This is a genomic window from Pseudomonas sp. 1L-C-7-B-C1 (assembly GCF_057291635.1).
Window position 1 is genome coordinate 159,059 of sequence record NZ_JBXAWH010000007.1, and the last position, 15,183, is coordinate 174,241.

Annotated in this window: 10 protein-coding genes and 1 pseudogene; 4 read left to right on the forward strand and 7 right to left on the reverse strand. The window is 61.2% G+C overall.

Annotation, left to right across the window (positions count from 1 at the left end; translation table 11 throughout):
* Positions 1-14 precede the first annotated feature (14 nt).
* From AC0Z8Z_RS13000 to AC0Z8Z_RS13010, 3 genes are read left to right on the forward strand one after another with little or no spacing between them, the layout of a single operon-like run.
* Positions 15-1,532: a mannitol dehydrogenase family protein gene (locus tag AC0Z8Z_RS13000; protein ID WP_485619381.1), complete on the forward strand. Its 1,518-nt coding sequence runs from the start codon at positions 15-17 to the stop codon at positions 1,530-1,532.
* An 8-nt stretch (positions 1,533-1,540) separates the two neighbouring features.
* Positions 1,541-3,022, forward strand: a complete 1,482-nt coding sequence (gene xylB / locus AC0Z8Z_RS13005; RefSeq protein WP_485619382.1) for a xylulokinase — start codon at positions 1,541-1,543, stop codon at positions 3,020-3,022.
* A 32-nt stretch (positions 3,023-3,054) separates the two neighbouring features.
* Complete coding sequence (locus AC0Z8Z_RS13010) at positions 3,055-3,990, forward strand: carbohydrate kinase family protein (RefSeq protein ID WP_485619383.1); 936 nt, start codon at positions 3,055-3,057, stop codon at positions 3,988-3,990.
* A gap of 964 nt (positions 3,991-4,954) precedes the next feature.
* Here the strand turns inward: AC0Z8Z_RS13010 and AC0Z8Z_RS13015 are convergent.
* A complete protein-coding gene (locus tag AC0Z8Z_RS13015) occupies positions 4,955-5,566 on the reverse strand; it encodes a hypothetical protein (RefSeq protein WP_485619384.1) in 612 nt (203 codons plus the stop codon).
* Positions 5,567-5,776: 210 nt separating this feature from the next.
* Positions 5,777-6,805: an alpha/beta fold hydrolase gene (locus AC0Z8Z_RS13020; RefSeq protein ID WP_485619385.1), complete on the reverse strand. Its 1,029-nt coding sequence runs from the start codon at positions 6,803-6,805 to the stop codon at positions 5,777-5,779.
* A 308-nt stretch (positions 6,806-7,113) separates the two neighbouring features.
* On the opposite strand from AC0Z8Z_RS13020, the gene AC0Z8Z_RS13025 reads away from it, so the two are divergent.
* Positions 7,114-8,850: a dipeptidase gene (locus AC0Z8Z_RS13025; RefSeq protein WP_485619386.1), complete on the forward strand. Its 1,737-nt coding sequence runs from the start codon at positions 7,114-7,116 to the stop codon at positions 8,848-8,850.
* Between the two features lie 69 nt (positions 8,851-8,919).
* On the opposite strand, the gene AC0Z8Z_RS13030 is transcribed toward AC0Z8Z_RS13025, so the two are convergent.
* The 5 genes and pseudogenes from AC0Z8Z_RS13030 to gorA all read right to left on the reverse strand — a co-directional run bounded on the left by AC0Z8Z_RS13030 (position 8,920) and on the right by gorA (position 15,051).
* On the reverse strand, positions 8,920-9,225 hold the full coding sequence (locus AC0Z8Z_RS13030) for a DUF1883 domain-containing protein (RefSeq protein WP_485619387.1): 306 nt from the start codon (positions 9,223-9,225) through the stop codon (positions 8,920-8,922).
* A gap of 203 nt (positions 9,226-9,428) precedes the next feature.
* Complete coding sequence (gene ahpF / locus AC0Z8Z_RS13035; protein ID WP_122534641.1) at positions 9,429-10,991, reverse strand: alkyl hydroperoxide reductase subunit F; 1,563 nt, start codon at positions 10,989-10,991, stop codon at positions 9,429-9,431.
* A 158-nt stretch (positions 10,992-11,149) separates the two neighbouring features.
* Positions 11,150-11,713: an alkyl hydroperoxide reductase subunit C gene (gene ahpC, locus AC0Z8Z_RS13040; protein ID WP_122534640.1), complete on the reverse strand. Its 564-nt coding sequence runs from the start codon at positions 11,711-11,713 to the stop codon at positions 11,150-11,152.
* 131 nt (positions 11,714-11,844) lie between these two features.
* A pseudogene (locus tag AC0Z8Z_RS13045) lies at positions 11,845-13,527 on the reverse strand (hybrid sensor histidine kinase/response regulator); the annotation flags it as partial.
* Positions 13,528-13,695: 168 nt separating this feature from the next.
* Positions 13,696-15,051 (reverse strand): glutathione-disulfide reductase, encoded by a 1,356-nt coding sequence (gene gorA / locus AC0Z8Z_RS13050; RefSeq protein ID WP_485619388.1) that lies wholly within the window; start codon positions 15,049-15,051, stop codon positions 13,696-13,698.
* Between the last annotated feature and the right edge of the window lie 132 nt (positions 15,052-15,183).

The window sequence follows — 15,183 nt, forward strand, 5'->3', positions numbered from 1 at the left end:
TCGGGAACACCCTCATGAAACTGAACAAGCAGAACCTCTCCAACCTGGGCGCCGGCATCGCCATCCCTGCCTACTCCCTCGATGAGCGTCGCCAAGGCATCGCGCACATTGGCGTCGGCGGTTTCCACCGCGCCCACCAGTCGTTTTACACCGACGCGCTGATGTCCCTCGGGGCGAATGAACGCAGTGGCGAAGGCCTGGACTGGGCCATTTGCGGGGTCAGCCTGCGCGAGGAAGACCGCGGCAATTTTGAAGCTTTGAAGGGCCAGGACTTCCTCTACACCCTGTTCGAACTGGGCGACACCCCGGACACCGAAACCCGCGTGATCGGCGCCATGAGCCAAATGCTCATGTCCACCGACAGCGACCTGACGCTGATCGACAAACTGGCCAGCCCGGATATCCGCATCGTCTCGCTGACCATCACCGAAGGCGGTTACTGCATCGACGACAGCACCGGCGAATTCATGAGCCACCTGCCACAGATCCAGTACGACCTCGAACACCCCGCCACACCAAAGACCGTGTTCGGTTATCTGTGCGCGGCGCTGACCCGACGCCGTGCGGAAGGCACGCCGGCGTTCACCCTGATGTCCTGCGATAACCTGCCGCACAACGGCGCGGTGACACGCAAGGCCCTGCTGGCGTTCGCCAAACTGCGCGACCCGGAACTGCACGACTGGATCGCTGCAAACGTCAGCTTCCCCAACGCCATGGTCGACCGCATCACACCGATGACCAGCACCGCCCACCGCCTGCAGCTGCACGATCAGAAAGGCATCGACGACGCCTGGCCGGTGGTCTGTGAACCCTTCGTGCAGTGGGTCCTGGAAGACAAATTCGTCAACGGTCGTCCGGCCTGGGAAAAGGTCGGCGTGCAGTTCACCGACGACGTGACCCCGTACGAAGAAATGAAGATCAAGCTGCTCAACGGCAGCCACCTGGCGCTGACCTATCTCGGCGCGCTGAAGGGCTATCGTTTCGTCCACGAAACCATGAACGACCCGCTGTTCGTCGATTACATCCGCACCTACATGGACCTGGACGTCACCCCGCAACTGGCGCCGGTGCCGGGCATCGACCTGGCCGACTACAAACAGACCCTGATCGACCGCTTTTCCAATCAGGCCATCGCCGATCAGTTGGAGCGGGTGTGCTCCGACGGCTCGTCGAAATTTCCGAAATTCACCGTGCCGACCATCAACCGTCTGATCCTCGACGGCGGCAACATGGACCGCGCCTCGCTGGTGGTAGCGGCCTGGGCGCTGTACCTGCAGGGCAACCGCACGGGCGACTTCACCGGCGAGAACGGCGTGGCGTACACCGTGGTCGACCCACGCGCGGACTTCTGCAAGGCGCTGGTGGCCGATGACGTGCTGGTCACTCAGCGGCTGCTTGAAGTCGAAGAAATCTTCGGTGCGGCGATTCCCCAGTCCCCTGAGTTCGTGGCATCGTTCGAGCACAACCTGAACAGCCTGAAGCAGCTGGGCGTCAGCAAAACCCTGGAAAACCTGTTGGCGAAAACCGTCTGAGGTGGAACATGTTTCTCGGCATCGATTGCGGCACCCAAGGCACCAAGGCGATTGTTCTGGATGCCGTCAGCGGCAAGGTCCTGGGCGAAGGCTCGGGGGCCCATCACATGATCAGCGGCGCCAACGGGCGCCGCGAGCAGGATGTGCAGGAATGGCTCGATGCGTTCGAGCAGGCGACGGCGGCGGCCTTGAAGCAGGCCGGGGTGTCCGGCGCAGACATCCAGGCGATCGGGGTTTCCGGGCAGCAACATGGCCTGGTGATGCTCGATGAATCAGGCCAGGTGCTGCGCCCCGCCAAGCTATGGTGCGATACCGAATCCTCGCCCGAAAATGATCGCCTGCTGGCGTATCTGGGCGGTGAAGCCGGGTCGCTGGAGCGTCTGGGTATCGCCATCGCGCCGGGCTACACGGTTTCCAAGCTGCTGTGGAGCAAAGAGCAGTTTCCCGAGCTGTTTGCCCGCATCGACAAGATTCTGCTGCCCCATGACTACCTCAATTACTGGCTGACCGGCCGCAGCTGCAGCGAGTTCGGCGACGCGTCGGGCACCGGCTATTTCAACGTGCGCACCCGCCAGTGGGATCTCGACATTCTTCAGCACATCGACCCCACCGGCCGGCTGGTCAAGGCGCTGCCGGAGCTGATCGAGGCGCATCAGCCGGTGGGCACAATTCTTCCTGCCATCGCCGAGCGGCTGGGCCTCAACCCGAAGGCCATCGTCTCCAGCGGCGGTGGCGACAACATGATGGGCGCGATCGGCACCGGCAATATCGCGCCGGGCTCGATCACCATGAGCCTGGGTTCGTCGGGCACGGTCTACGCATTCGCCGACGCCGGCAATGTCAGCACGCAGCCGTCGGTGGCGACCTTCTGTTCCTCGTCGGGCGGCTGGCTGCCGTTGATCTGCACCATGAACCTGACCAACGCCACCAGTGCCATCCGCGAGCTCTTCGCGCTGGACATCGGCGCCTTCAACGCAGCGGTCGCGTCGTCACCGATAGGCGCCCAGGGCGTGCTTGTGCTGCCATTCCTCAACGGTGAGCGTGTGCCCGCCCTGCCCCACGCCACCGGCAGCATCCTCGGGCTGGACAGCACTAATCTGACCCAGGCCAACCTGTGCCGCGCGGTGGTCGAGGGCACTACCTTCGGGCTGCGTTACGGTCTGGACCTGTTGCGTGACAGCGGCATTAAAAGCGATAACATCCGCCTGATCGGTGGCGGCGCCAAAAGCGCAGTCTGGCGGCAGATCGTGGCCGACATCATGGACACGCCGGTCATCTGCACCACCGGCACCGAAGCGGCCGCCCTGGGCGCGGCGATCCAGGCGGCGTGGTGTCATTCCCGTGCCGAGGGTGCCGGTGAGTCGCTGCAGTCCCTGACCGAGCGTTGCGTCAGCCTCGATCCGGCCAGCGAAACCCGGCCGGTTCCCGAACACGTTGCGGCGTATCACGCGGTGTATCAGCACTATCGCACTCAATTACAGGGCCTCTGACGGACAGCCCCGTCGGCCTTTATGGAGCAACTATGTATCTGGTCTGTGGCGAAGCACTGTTTGATTTTTTCTGTCAGCCCGACAGCGGACAAAGCAACAAAGTGGGTTATCAAGCCATCGCCGGCGGTTCGCCATTCAACGTCGCGGTGGGGCTGCGCAGGCTAGGCGTCGATGCCGGGTTCTTCGCCGGGATTTCCAGCGATTACCTGGGCAAGCGTCTGATGACGGTATTGGCGGAAGAAGGCGTGCGCGAGGACTTTCTGGTGCATGTGGACGCGCCGACCACCCTGTCGATGGTCGCCGTGGGCGCGGACGGCTCGCCTCAGTACATCTTTCGCGGTGAAGGCTGCGCGGACCGGATGCTGAGCGTCGAGCATCTGCCGACGCTGGACGAGAGCGTGCGTGGCTTGCACGTGGGTTCGTTCTCGCTGGTGGTGCAGCCGGTGGCCGACGCGCTGCTGACGCTGGTGCGGCGCGAAAGCGGCAAGCGGCTGATTACTTTCGATCCCAACGTACGGCTGAATCCGGCGCCGAGCATCGAGCTGTGGCGCAGTCAGGTGGCGAAGTTTGCTGAGCATGCGCACATCATCAAGGTCAGTGATGAGGATCTGGAGCTGTTGTATCCGCAGAAGGATGCGGCGGCGGTGGCCGAGGGTTGGCTGAAGGACAATTGCCAGTGGGTGATCATGACCCGCGGTCGTCAGGGCGCCACCGTGTTTACGCGGGCGCTGGGCACTTGGTCGGTGGCGGCGCGCAAGGTGGAGACGGTTGATACGGTGGGGGCCGGGGATACGTTTCAGGCGGCGTTGATTGCGTTTCTGACGGAGCGGGGTCTGGATGTGCCCTCTGCTTTGGCGGGGGTAGATCGCGAGACGCTGACGAAGATGCTGGAGTTTGCGGTGGCGGCGGCAGCGGTGACCTGTACGCGTGAGGGGCCGGATTTGCCCTATCGGGCGGAGGTGGTCTAGGCGTCTGGCCCTTTTCAGATCAAGATCAAGATCAAGATCAACAGCGTCTGCCTGGGGGCAGACTGTTTCGCCTTCGGCGAGTTACTTGGAAAAGCACCCCAAGTAACCAAGGGTGCTTGCTCCTGGCTAGGTTCCTCCTTCGTCGGAATACCCTCACTCCGACGACGCTCCGTGGGCCCGCGCCGAACGGACATCCATGTCCTGACGGCGCTCTCGCCGCATCCATGCGGCTCGGCCCACTCCGCGTCGTCTGCGTTCGGCCTGCACCCAAGTCGCGTTTTGCGGTGTTTGAGCCATTTGCGTATGAAGATCAAAAGCGCTTTAAAGCAGATCAAAGGCTTCCCGGCTGAAGCCGGTCCTACAGTCGGAGCTGGTCCCACTGATTGCACGCGCTGCTGTTAGTGGGACCGGCTTTAGCCGGGAAGAGGCCAGCTCAGGCGCCGACATTTTTTGCTGACCGCCCACCCCTCCTTGTGGGAGCGAGCTTGCTCGCGAATGCTTTATCCAGAACACCAGATATCAGATGCATGTACCGGCCCCTTCGTGAGCAAGCTCACTCCCACAAGTCCTTAGCGCCTGCCCACCCTCGATCTGCCTTTGATCTGCTCTTGATTTGCTTTTGATCTTCCTACGCAAAATGTTCAAACACCGCCAATCGCGACTTGGGTGCAGGCTGAAAGGAGGTCTCGCGGAGTGGGTCGAGCCGCAGGGATGCGGCGAGAGCGCCGTCAGGGCATGGATGCCCGTTCGGCGCGGGCCCACGGAGCGAGACCGAAGTGAGGGTACTCCGACGAAGGAGGAGCCAAACCAGGAGCAGGCACCCTTGGTTACTTGGGGTGCTTTTCCAAGTAACTCGCCGAAGGCGAAATGTCTGCCGCCAGGCAGACGCTCTTGATCTGAAAACCGCCGAAGGCGAAACGTCTGCCCTTAGGCAGACGCTCTTGATCTTACGAACCCCCTGCCGTCAGGCCATTTCCGCCTTTGCCATGGCGATCCTGGTCTTCACCTCCTGCTCAGCCACCTGCTGATCCTTCTTCTGCTTCTGCAGCTCAGTCACCTGCTTGTCCACCGCCGCCTGCTCCTGCGGCGTCATGGCGTCGTATTCCTCCTTGCTGACCCCCGTCAATCGCTGCCGCACCTTCTCCGCGTCGGTCTGGTTCATGTACGACAAAAACTGATCCTTCGCCGAACCCACGCCGTCAGACCCCGCCACGCCATCACTGGCCGCCAGTTCATCGGACACGGTCTTGCTGACGCTGTCAGACGAGGCAACCTGCTTGTCAGCGCTGGACACAAACGCCGCAGCCGCTGCCGCCTTGTCATCATCCGTCACCGACGACGCGGTGGTGGCCGCCGCTTTCAGATTCACCATCATCTTGGCAAACGACTCGTCATAGCCCTGCTTGCCGTCATTACTGCTTTGCGTCGCGCCTTCGCCATTGCTCGCAATCGCCGCCACGGGTGTGGCAGCGCCGGCCATGGCGCTGGTGTAGGCATCCGTGTCCGCCGTGGCGAAATGGGTGTGGCTCACCGCCTTCGACACGAACTGCTGGATGGCACTGTTGCCGATTAACATCTTTCACCTCCTGTTCAGGTTGTCCGATGTACCCCGACAGCAGCAAAACCGATGCCATACAGCGTTACCCAGCTGAAACGTACGCCAGCAGCGGCTTGCAGACCACGCGTCACGCCGTGACGGGCCGCGTAATCGACAATGCTTGCCGTCTGCGGCAGATTCTCGCCGCCGGGTTGCCATACTGGCCAGGCCGCCACCGATAACGCCGACCTATTTAAGAAACGCCTTCACCGCCTCGTTCACCTTGTCCGCTTCACATGCCGGCGCCATGTGCCCGCAATCGCTGTTGAGCACCAGCAACTGAGCGCGCTTTTGAGCGGCCAGCGCCTTGGAAGGTGCCGGGTCTACCATGCGGTCCCGTTCTGAAGTGATGACTAACAGTTGCGCCTTGATCTTCTTGGCCAGCGTGGCCATGTCGCCCTGGCGCACCAGATCGAAGGACGTCATCGCCTGCAATTGCCGGTACCAGTCGACCGTACTGAACGGCTGGCCACCTGTCGAGGCAGGGACATTGCCGCCAGGCGCAGGCTTGTTCCCCAGCGGCTTGGCTGCGGCACGCTCCGGCGTCCACAGATAACCGTTATGTACCGCCGTGAGCTGCTTGAACACCGTGCCCGGCGCATAGTTGCCATCGTTCCAGCCAGGCGCGCGTTCGATGGCGGCCAGTTCTGCATTCCAGGCCTGCAAATCGCGTTCGGTTGGGTGAGGCGTGCCGACGATGGTCACCACTTTGCTGGCAAAGTCCGGGTACATAACCGCCCATTGCAGGGCCTGCATGCCGCCCATGGAAATGCCGACGATGGCGTGGGCGTGGTCGATGCCCAGGTACAGGGCGAGCAAGCGATGCTGCGCCTTGACCATGTCGCGGATGCCGAACTGCGGAAACTTCAGGCGCGGCGCAAACGGGCTGTTGGACGGCGAGCAGGACACGCCGTTGCCGATGGCGTCCATCGCCACCACGTACCAGCGATTGGTGTCGACCAACTTGCCGGGGCCGATCATGTCGGCCTGGTCGGACGTCCGTCCGGCCAGCCAGGTGGTCACCAGCACGACGTTATTGCGATCTTCTGCCAGGGTGCCGTAGGTGCGATAACCCAGGTCACAGCGCGAGATCTTGCCGCCGGTCATGTTCACCGAGCCAATGTTTACGCGCTGCTGCTCTGCCCCCTGGCAAATGCCCACACTCATTAGAACCAGCAACGCACACAGCGTCCGGTCAGCGTATTGACGCAGTTTCATGGATTTCCTTAGAGGTAAGACCTTAATGGTTTGCGGCTACGGAAAACCATGTACATCAACACCATGCCGTCGCGCTGCGCCATCAGCGTAGCCGGTAATGTCAGACGGGTGAGGCCAATTCGCACCTATTTTTTCAGGCCATTCAACAGCCTGAGTGATTTATGGTTGTGCGCCGCTTTTACCCGTCAAGGCGACAGATATCCGACTGAGGGCTCCCCCTGCTCCACCGGCGATGGTAGCGTGCGGTGGTTTCTGATCGAACGATCAGACATTTCTCTCAACATGCCTGCCAAGGAATGCCCCACCCAATGGACTTTTCGCTCAAGCAAATCGCCGCCGCACTGATGCTGGCCGGCGTATCCTCTTTCGCACCCGCCGCTTTCGCCAATCTCACCGCGCAACAGAGCGGCACGATTGTCGGCAGTTTCAAGGAAAACGCCGTTACGGATTTCCGCCAGTTCCTCAAGACCGTCAGCACCACCGACGTGGCCAAGGCTGCGGGCATCGAACCGGCGATCAACGCTTTCCTCGCCAACAAGAAGCTTTCAGCCGATCAGCAGAACGATATCCATCGCCTGCTGGGCATTTACGCGCGGGTGAAATACGGCAGCGCCGCCACCGAAACCCTGCGCGAGCTGGTGGCCATACCCACGTTCCAGACCGCGGGCGTCGCGCAACACGACAACCCGGCGTTCATCAAGATTGCCGAGAAAATCAAAACCCTCGCTCAGTTGTTCAACCTGACCTTCCGCAACATCGACAACCGCGTGTATGAAGTCTCCCTTGAGGGCTCAAGCCCTGAGGTGGTGGGGATTCACGCCCACGCCGACGTCGTGCCGGTCACCCCGGAAAACTGGGTGCTGGCCGACGGCACTCGCCTCGATCCGTTCAAAGTGACCCTGATCGGCGACCGCATGTACGGGCGCGGCACCGAGGATGACAAGAACGGCATCGTCGTCGCGCTGTACGCCATGAAGGTGATCAAGGAAGAAAAGCTGCCCCTGGCGCGCAATTTCAAGCTGCTGATCGACACCACTGAAGAAACCTCCGGTGACGCCATTCCCTATTACTTCGAGCGCAACCCGACGCCGGCCTACAACCTGGCGCTCGACGGCAGCTACCCGGTGGTCATCGCGGAGAAAGGCTACGGCACGGTCATGGCCAGCTTTCCCCGTCGCACCGCCGAAGGCACTGGCGCGGAAATCACCTCGATGACCGGCGGCATGGCGACCAACCAGATCCCGTCGAAATCAGTCGTGACGCTGGTCAGCGATCACCCCGCTGAACTGGCAGCCGAGTTGCAGAAAGCCGGCGCCGATTACGCCCAGCGCAACGGCGGTAACTTCAAGGTCGACGCAGAAGTCGTCGGCAAGGACGTCAAGCTGACGGTCACCGGCGTCTCGGCCCACTCCTCCGAGCCTGAATCAGGGGTTAACCCGGTGGCGCGGATGCTCGATTTCATCAACGGCCTGGACGGCAAAGTCGCGCTCAAGCACAACGCGATCACCGATGCCGCGCACTACGCCGCTGACAACTGGGGCCTGGATTACCTGGGCGCCAAACTGGGCGTTGGCTTCAGCGATGAGTTCATGGGCCCGCTGACGGCCTCGCTGACCTACGTGGCGATGGACGACAAAGCCTTCAAGCTGGCGGTCAACCTGCGCGTGCCAAGGGGCAAAACACCGGAAGCGCTGAAGGCGGAAATCGCTCAGAAGCTGACGGCCTGGACCCGGCAGAGCCACATCACGCCGGGCTTTGATTACTCGATCGCCGAGCCGATGTACCGCAATCCCGAGGGCGAGTGGGTCAAGGCGCTATTGGCCGTCGCCACCGAGAACCTGGGCATGGAGCACAAGTTCGGCACGTCCGCCGGCGCCACGTCAGTGCACGAGCTGCCCAACGGGGTGCAGTTCGGTCTGGCCAAACCCGACGTCAAATACACCGGTCACACCGACGCCGAGTTCAAGACCACCGAGCAGTTCCTGCTGGACCTGCAGATCGTTACCGAAATGATGGGCCGCATCGGTCAGCTGCCGAAACTCTGACCACACGTCCCGGGTCCGCTGCAATGGCGGGCCCGGTTCACGCCGGTGAATGCGCAATCATCAGAGACTTCAGTGCTGAAGCGTCGAACCTGACCGACGCACGATCCTGATCGAGTGTTTGAGGTTGGGCTTGCGCGTCACGCTGATCGCCCGCTGGGTGACCGTGTCCAGAGTGATGTTCCAGAAGCCGGTGCTGGGCACGACGATCTTCGCCGGAAAACGGTCGAAGGCGCCGCCGTGATAGGTGTGCCGACCGCCGTTCTTGAAGCTGCGGAAGTTGGCGTCACTCATGAGGCGGATGTTGCAGGCGTTCGAGGACTCGATCACCACGATGTCGCCTTCATTCAGGTGTTCGCGTTGATGGATGAATTTCACGGGGTTTCCACGGCAGTGAATAAAAACGGGCGCGAGAATAGCACGGAGGCCCGCCCCTACAAGGCAGATATCTCATGAACGCATAAGTGCCAGACCCAAAAAAACCTCATGATCGCTCATGAGGTTTTTTTGTTTCTGGCCATGGGTTCAAGGGTATGGCGGATGACGCCTTCCCGGCTGAAGCCGGTCCCACTAATAAACCATTACGCCGGGGCGCTGGTGCGGATCAGGTGGTCGAAGGCGCTGAGCGACGCTTTGGCGCCCTCGCCGACCGCGATCACGATCTGCTTGTACGGCACGGTGGTCACGTCACCGGCAGCGAAGATGCCCGGGATCGACGTCTCACCGCGTTGATCAATGATGATCTCACCCCGTGGCGACAGCTCGACGGTGCCCTTGAGCCATTCGGTGTTCGGCAACAGGCCGATCTGCACGAAGATGCCTTCCAGCTCTACGGTGATTTCTTCACCGGTAAGGCGGTTCTTGTAGCGCAGGCCGTTGACCTTCTGGCCGTCACCGGTCACTTCGCTGGTCAACGCGCTGGTCAAGACCGTCACGTTGGGCAGGCTGTGCAGCTTGCGTTGAAGGACCGCATCGGCGCGCAGGTTGGCGTCGAATTCCAGCAGGGTCACGTGGGATACGATACCGGCCAGGTCGATCGCCGCTTCCACACCGGAGTTGCCGCCGCCGATCACCGCAACGCGCTTGCCTTTGAACAGCGGACCGTCACAGTGCGGGCAGTACGCCACGCCCTTGTTGCGGTATTGCTGTTCGCCCGGGACGTTCATTTCACGCCAGCGTGCACCGGTCGCCAGGATTACGGTCTTGCCTTTGAGCACGCCGCCGCTGGCAAACTTGACCTGATGCAGCTCGCCGTTCTTGCCAGGAATCAATTGCTCGCCGCGCTGCAAGTTGATCACGTCGACTTCGTACTGCTTGACGTGCTCTTCGAGCGCAACCACCAGCTTTGGCCCTTCGGTGTGCTGCATCGAAATGAAGTTCTCGATCGCCATGGTGTCGAGCACCTGACCACCAAAACGCTCGGCCGCCACTGCGGTGCGGATACCTTTACGGGCAGCGTAGATCGCTGCGGCTGAACCGGCCGGGCCACCGCCGACGACAAGCACGTCGAACGCTTCTTTGCCATTGAGCTTCTCGGCCTGACGATCACCGGCGCTGGTGTCAATCTTCGCCAGAATCTCTTCCAGGTTCATGCGGCCCTGGCCGAACAACTCGCCGTTCAGGTAGATGCTAGGTACGGACATGATCTGGCGGTCGGTGACTTCCTGCTGAAACAGGCTGCCTTCGATGGCGACGTGCTGCACGTTCGGGTTGAGCACGGCCAGCAGATTCAAGGCCTGGACCACGTCCGGGCAGTTCTGGCAGGTCAGCGAGAAGTAGGTTTCAAACTTGAACTCACCGGTCAGGCTGCGGGCCTGCTCGATAGTTTCCTCGGAGGATTTGGACGGGTAGCCGCCAACTTGCAGCAGCGCCAATACCAGCGAGGTGAATTCGTGACCCATTGGCAAGCCGGCAAAGCGCAGCTTGATGTCCTGGCCCGGGCTGTTCAGGGCGAAGGACGGCGTGCGTGCATCGCTGCCATTGGTGTCCAGGGTGATCTTGTCGGAGCTGCTGACGATGTCATTGAGCAGGGCCAGCATTTCCTGAGATTTTGCGCCGTCATCAAGGGACGCAATGATCTCGATCGGGCGAGTGATCCGCTCCAGGTAAGATTTCAACTGAGCTTTAAGATTGGCGTCCAACATGGTTCGGCTTCCTTCTTCACTTTCAGGGTCCGGATCCTGTTCAGAATCCAGCGAGTTCTACAAAAAAAACGCCCGAGCGATAACCGCCCGGGCGTTTTTTGGGGGCGATGCGGTTTACGTGCCTACGGGCTCATCGCCCCCGATCCGGTCATGACGACTTAGATCTTGCCAACCAGGTCCAGGGACGGAGCCAGAGTGGCCTCGCCTTCTTTCCACTTGGCTGGGCAGACTTCGCCCGGGTGTGCAGCAACGTACTGAGCGGCCTTGATTTTGCGCAGCAGCTCGGAAGCGTCACGGCCAACACCACCGTCGTTCAGTTCGACGATTTTGATTTCGCCTTCCGGGTTGATCACGAAAGTGCCACGGTCAGCCAGACCTGCTTCTTCGATCAGTACGTCGAAGTTGCGGGAGATGGTCAGCGTCGGGTCGCCGATCATGGTGTACTGGATTTTGCCAATGGCTGGCGAAGTGTTGTGCCAGGCAGCGTGGGCAAAGTGGGTGTCGGTGGAAACGCTGTAGATCTCGACGCCCAGCTGTTGGAAGGCAGCGTAGTTGTCGGCCAGGTCTTCCAGCTCGGTCGGGCAAACGAAGGTGAAGTCAGCCGGGTAGAAGAACACCACAGACCATTTGCCTTTCAGGTCGGCGTCCGACACTTCTACGAAGTTGCCGTTCTTGTAAGCAGTTGCTTTGAACGGTTTGACTTGGCTGTTGATGATAGGCATCGGTGAATCTCCTGAGGGTTGTGAAAATAGGTGCTACAAATTCGATGGGGAGGATACTACGCAAAATCGTCGGCAAGAACTCATTGGCAAAGCTCATGCTTACGATTGGTTTTGACTATAAACGCAGATTATTAATAGAAGACGTTGTGGGCGCAGTCAGGGGTCTCGATCAGCCGACTCACACGCCGGGCAAGTTCGTCGATGCTGAACGGCTTGGTGAGTAATTCCATGCCATCGTCGAGAAAGTCGCCGCGCACTTGCGCCTCGCGCGCATAACCGGTCATGAACAACACCTTCAGACCGGGGCGATGCTGGCGGGCGACTTCTGCCAACTGGCGGCCATTCAAACCCGGTAGCCCAACGTCCGTCACCAGCAAATCGATGGGCTCGGCGCCCTGCAGGACCAGCAGCGCTTCATGGCTGTCGCAGGCCACCTGGACGCGATAGCCCAGATCCTTCAACACATCCACCACCAGCATGCGCACATCGGGCTCGTCTTCGACCACAAGGACCCGCTCGCCCTGACTGGCGCGCAGCGGCTCGATGCTGCGATCGACGGCAGGCGCCTGCTCCGCCGCATCGTGATGACAGGGCAGCAGCAAATCGATCCGCGTGCCGCGCCCCTCTTCGCTGGTAATGCTGACGCGCCCCCCGGTCTGATTGATGAAGCCATACACCATCGACAGACCCAGGCCGGTCCCCTGCCCGATCGGTTTGGTGGTGAAAAACGGATCGAACGCTCGCGCAATCACTTCGCTGGACATGCCCAGCCCGGTGTCCTGCACCCGAAGGCGAACGTAGTCGCCCGGCGCCAGGGCGTCCTGCAACAACGGGATGTGGGTGAGTTCGGTCTGGATCAGCAGCCGGCCGCCATCGGGCATCGCGTCGCGGGCATTGATGACCAGGTTGAGCAAAGCGTTTTCGAGCTGATGCTCATCGGTGTTGGTCAGGCACGACGTCGCGTGCAGATCGACTTCCAGTTCGATGCTTTCACCGATGGTGCGGCGCACCAGTTCTTCCATGGACATCACCATGTGGTTGACATCGACGGGGCACTGATTGAGCGACTGCCGACGGGCGAACGCGAGCAGGCGGTGGGTGAGCGACGCGGCGCGGTTGGCGGAACTCATCGCGGCCTCGATGTAGCGATCGATTTCCGACACTCGCCCTGCCGCCACACGACGTTGAATCAGATCCAGCGCGCCGAGCACCCCGGTCAGCATGTTGTTGAAGTCGTGTGCAATGCCACCGGTCAACTGGCCGATGGCATCCATCTTCTGCGCATGGCGCAGCGCTTCTTCGGCCTGGGCGCGCTCACTGATTTCGACCTGCAGGCGCTGGTTGCTTTCGGCCAGTTCGCGGGTACGCGCGGCGACGCGTTGCTCGAGGCTCTCGTTCAGCTCGCGCAGCGCGTCCTCGGCACTGACCTGCGCCGTGATGTCCGTGCTCGTGCTCAGCCAATGGATGATGCTGCCGCGATCATCGCGGATCGGCAACGCACGGGAGAGGAACCAGCGGTACTGGCCGTCCTTGCCACGCAGGGGGAAGGTGTCTTCCCACAACGAGCCGGTCGCGAAGCAGCGCTTCAGACGCGACTCGACGCGCTGGCCATGGTCAGGGTGATGCAGTGATCGCCAGCCCAGCGCCATCATCGCCTCGTGAGAGGTACCTGTGTAGCTGTACCAGCGTTCGTTGTACCAATGAATGCGCCCGGCGGGATCGGCGATCCAGGCCAACTGACTCATGTTGTCGGCGAGGCTGCGAAACTGCCGCTCACTTTCTTCGAGCGCTTCGGTTCTGGAAAGCGCCTGGTCGTCAGGTCCTGCTGGATTCAATGGCATGGCTGCCGAAAAACTCGTGCTGGTCAAAGAGTGGGTCCGTCCCTAAAAACAATGGCTCGTCCAGCTCCCTCCATGGAGGCCGGACCGTTCACGTGTGCGTTGTGCTGTGTGCGATGTTCAATGACGCTTGCTGCGAAAGGCTTAGCGCGTCGGCGTGCGCATGGTGACGAATTCTTCCGCCGCCGTAGGATGCACGCCAATGGTGTCGTCGAAAATCTGTTTGGTGGCGCCGGCCTTGAGTGCGATCGCCAGGCTCTGGATGATCTCGCCGGCGTCCGGGCCTACCATGTGGCAACCCAGCACGCGATCGGTTTTGGCGTCGACCACCAGCTTCATCAGGGTGCGCTCCTGGTTGTCGGTCAACGACAGCTTCATTGGCCGGAACTTGCTTTCGAATACCTGCACCTCATACCCGTCCTTCATGGCTTCAGCCTCGGTGAGGCCCACCGTGCCGATGTTCGGCAGACTGAACACGGCAGTGGGAATGTGGCGGTAATCCACGGGGCGGTACTGCTCGGGTTTGAACAGACGCCGCGCGACGGCCATGCCTTCGGCGAGGGCCACCGGCGTCAACTGCACGCGACCGATGATATCGCCGACGGCAATGATCGAAGGCTCGGTGGTCTGGTAGTCACCGTTGACCTTGATGAAGCCCTTGTCATCCAGTTCGACGTTGACGGTGTCCATGCCCAGGTTGTCCAGCATCGGACGGCGTCCGGTGGCGTAGAACACGCAATCGGTGTTGAAACTGGTGCCGTCATTCAGGCTCAGTTGCAAGGTGCCGTCGGCCAGCTTTTCGATGCTGTTGATTTCGGTCTTGAAGCGAATGTCCATCTCGCGCTTGGCGAGCTCTTCGTGGAGATGGGTGCGCACGCTTTCGTCGAAGCCGCGCAGGAACAATTCGCCGCGGTACATCAGCGAGACGTCAGCGCCCAGACCGTTGAAGATCGAGGCGAATTCCACCGCGATGTAGCCGCCGCCGACCACGACGACGCGCTTGGGCATTTGCTCGAGGAAGAACACTTCGTTGGAGGTGATGGCATGCTCGCGGCCCGGAATCTCCGGCACCTGAGGCCAGCCACCGGTGGCGATCATGATGTGCTCGGCGGTGTGGACTTGGCCGTTGATTTCGACTTCGTGTGGGCCGCGCAGCCGTGCGTGGCCTTCCATCAACGTGACGCCGCTGCTGTCCAGCAACTTGCGGTACACGCCATTGAGGCGGCTGATTTCACGGTTCTTGTTGGCGATCAGGGTGGGCCAGTCGAAATGCGCCTCGCCACTGCTCCAGCCATACCCTTTCGCCTGTTCGAAGTCTTCCGAATAGTGCGCGCCGTAGACCATCAGCTTTTTCGGTACGCAACCGACGTTGACGCACGTGCCCCCCAGATAACGGCTCTCGGCCACCGCCACGCGCGCGCCGAAACCGGCGGAAAACCGCGCCGCCCGAACGCCGGCCGAGCCTGCGCCAATTACAAAAAGGTCAAAGTCGTAGCTCATGTGTCTCTCCTAAGCGATGCGCTAGCATAACCGCTTGAGCGCGCTCGGCAAGTTCCGCAGGGCAGAAACGACAAAGCCACCCGGAGGTGGCTTTGTCTGACAGCACAGCTAAACGCTGACTACCGATACAGA

What these genes read in the sequence shown, in the direction of transcription:
- AC0Z8Z_RS13000 (WP_485619381.1), top strand. Translation starts at nt 15, where the DNA reads ATGAAACTGAACAAGCAGAACCTCTCCAACCTGGGCGCCGGCATCGCC.
- xylB (WP_485619382.1), top strand. Translation starts at nt 1,541, where the DNA reads ATGTTTCTCGGCATCGATTGCGGCACCCAAGGCACCAAGGCGATTGTT.
- AC0Z8Z_RS13010 (WP_485619383.1), top strand. Translation starts at nt 3,055, where the DNA reads ATGTATCTGGTCTGTGGCGAAGCACTGTTTGATTTTTTCTGTCAGCCC.
- AC0Z8Z_RS13015 (WP_485619384.1), bottom strand. Translation starts at nt 5,566, where the DNA reads ATGTTAATCGGCAACAGTGCCATCCAGCAGTTCGTGTCGAAGGCGGTG.
- AC0Z8Z_RS13020 (WP_485619385.1), bottom strand. Translation starts at nt 6,805, where the DNA reads ATGAAACTGCGTCAATACGCTGACCGGACGCTGTGTGCGTTGCTGGTT.
- AC0Z8Z_RS13025 (WP_485619386.1), top strand. Translation starts at nt 7,114, where the DNA reads ATGGACTTTTCGCTCAAGCAAATCGCCGCCGCACTGATGCTGGCCGGC.
- ahpF (WP_122534641.1), bottom strand. Translation starts at nt 10,991, where the DNA reads ATGTTGGACGCCAATCTTAAAGCTCAGTTGAAATCTTACCTGGAGCGG.
- ahpC (WP_122534640.1), bottom strand. Translation starts at nt 11,713, where the DNA reads ATGCCTATCATCAACAGCCAAGTCAAACCGTTCAAAGCAACTGCTTAC.
- gorA (WP_485619388.1), bottom strand. Translation starts at nt 15,051, where the DNA reads ATGAGCTACGACTTTGACCTTTTTGTAATTGGCGCAGGCTCGGCCGGC.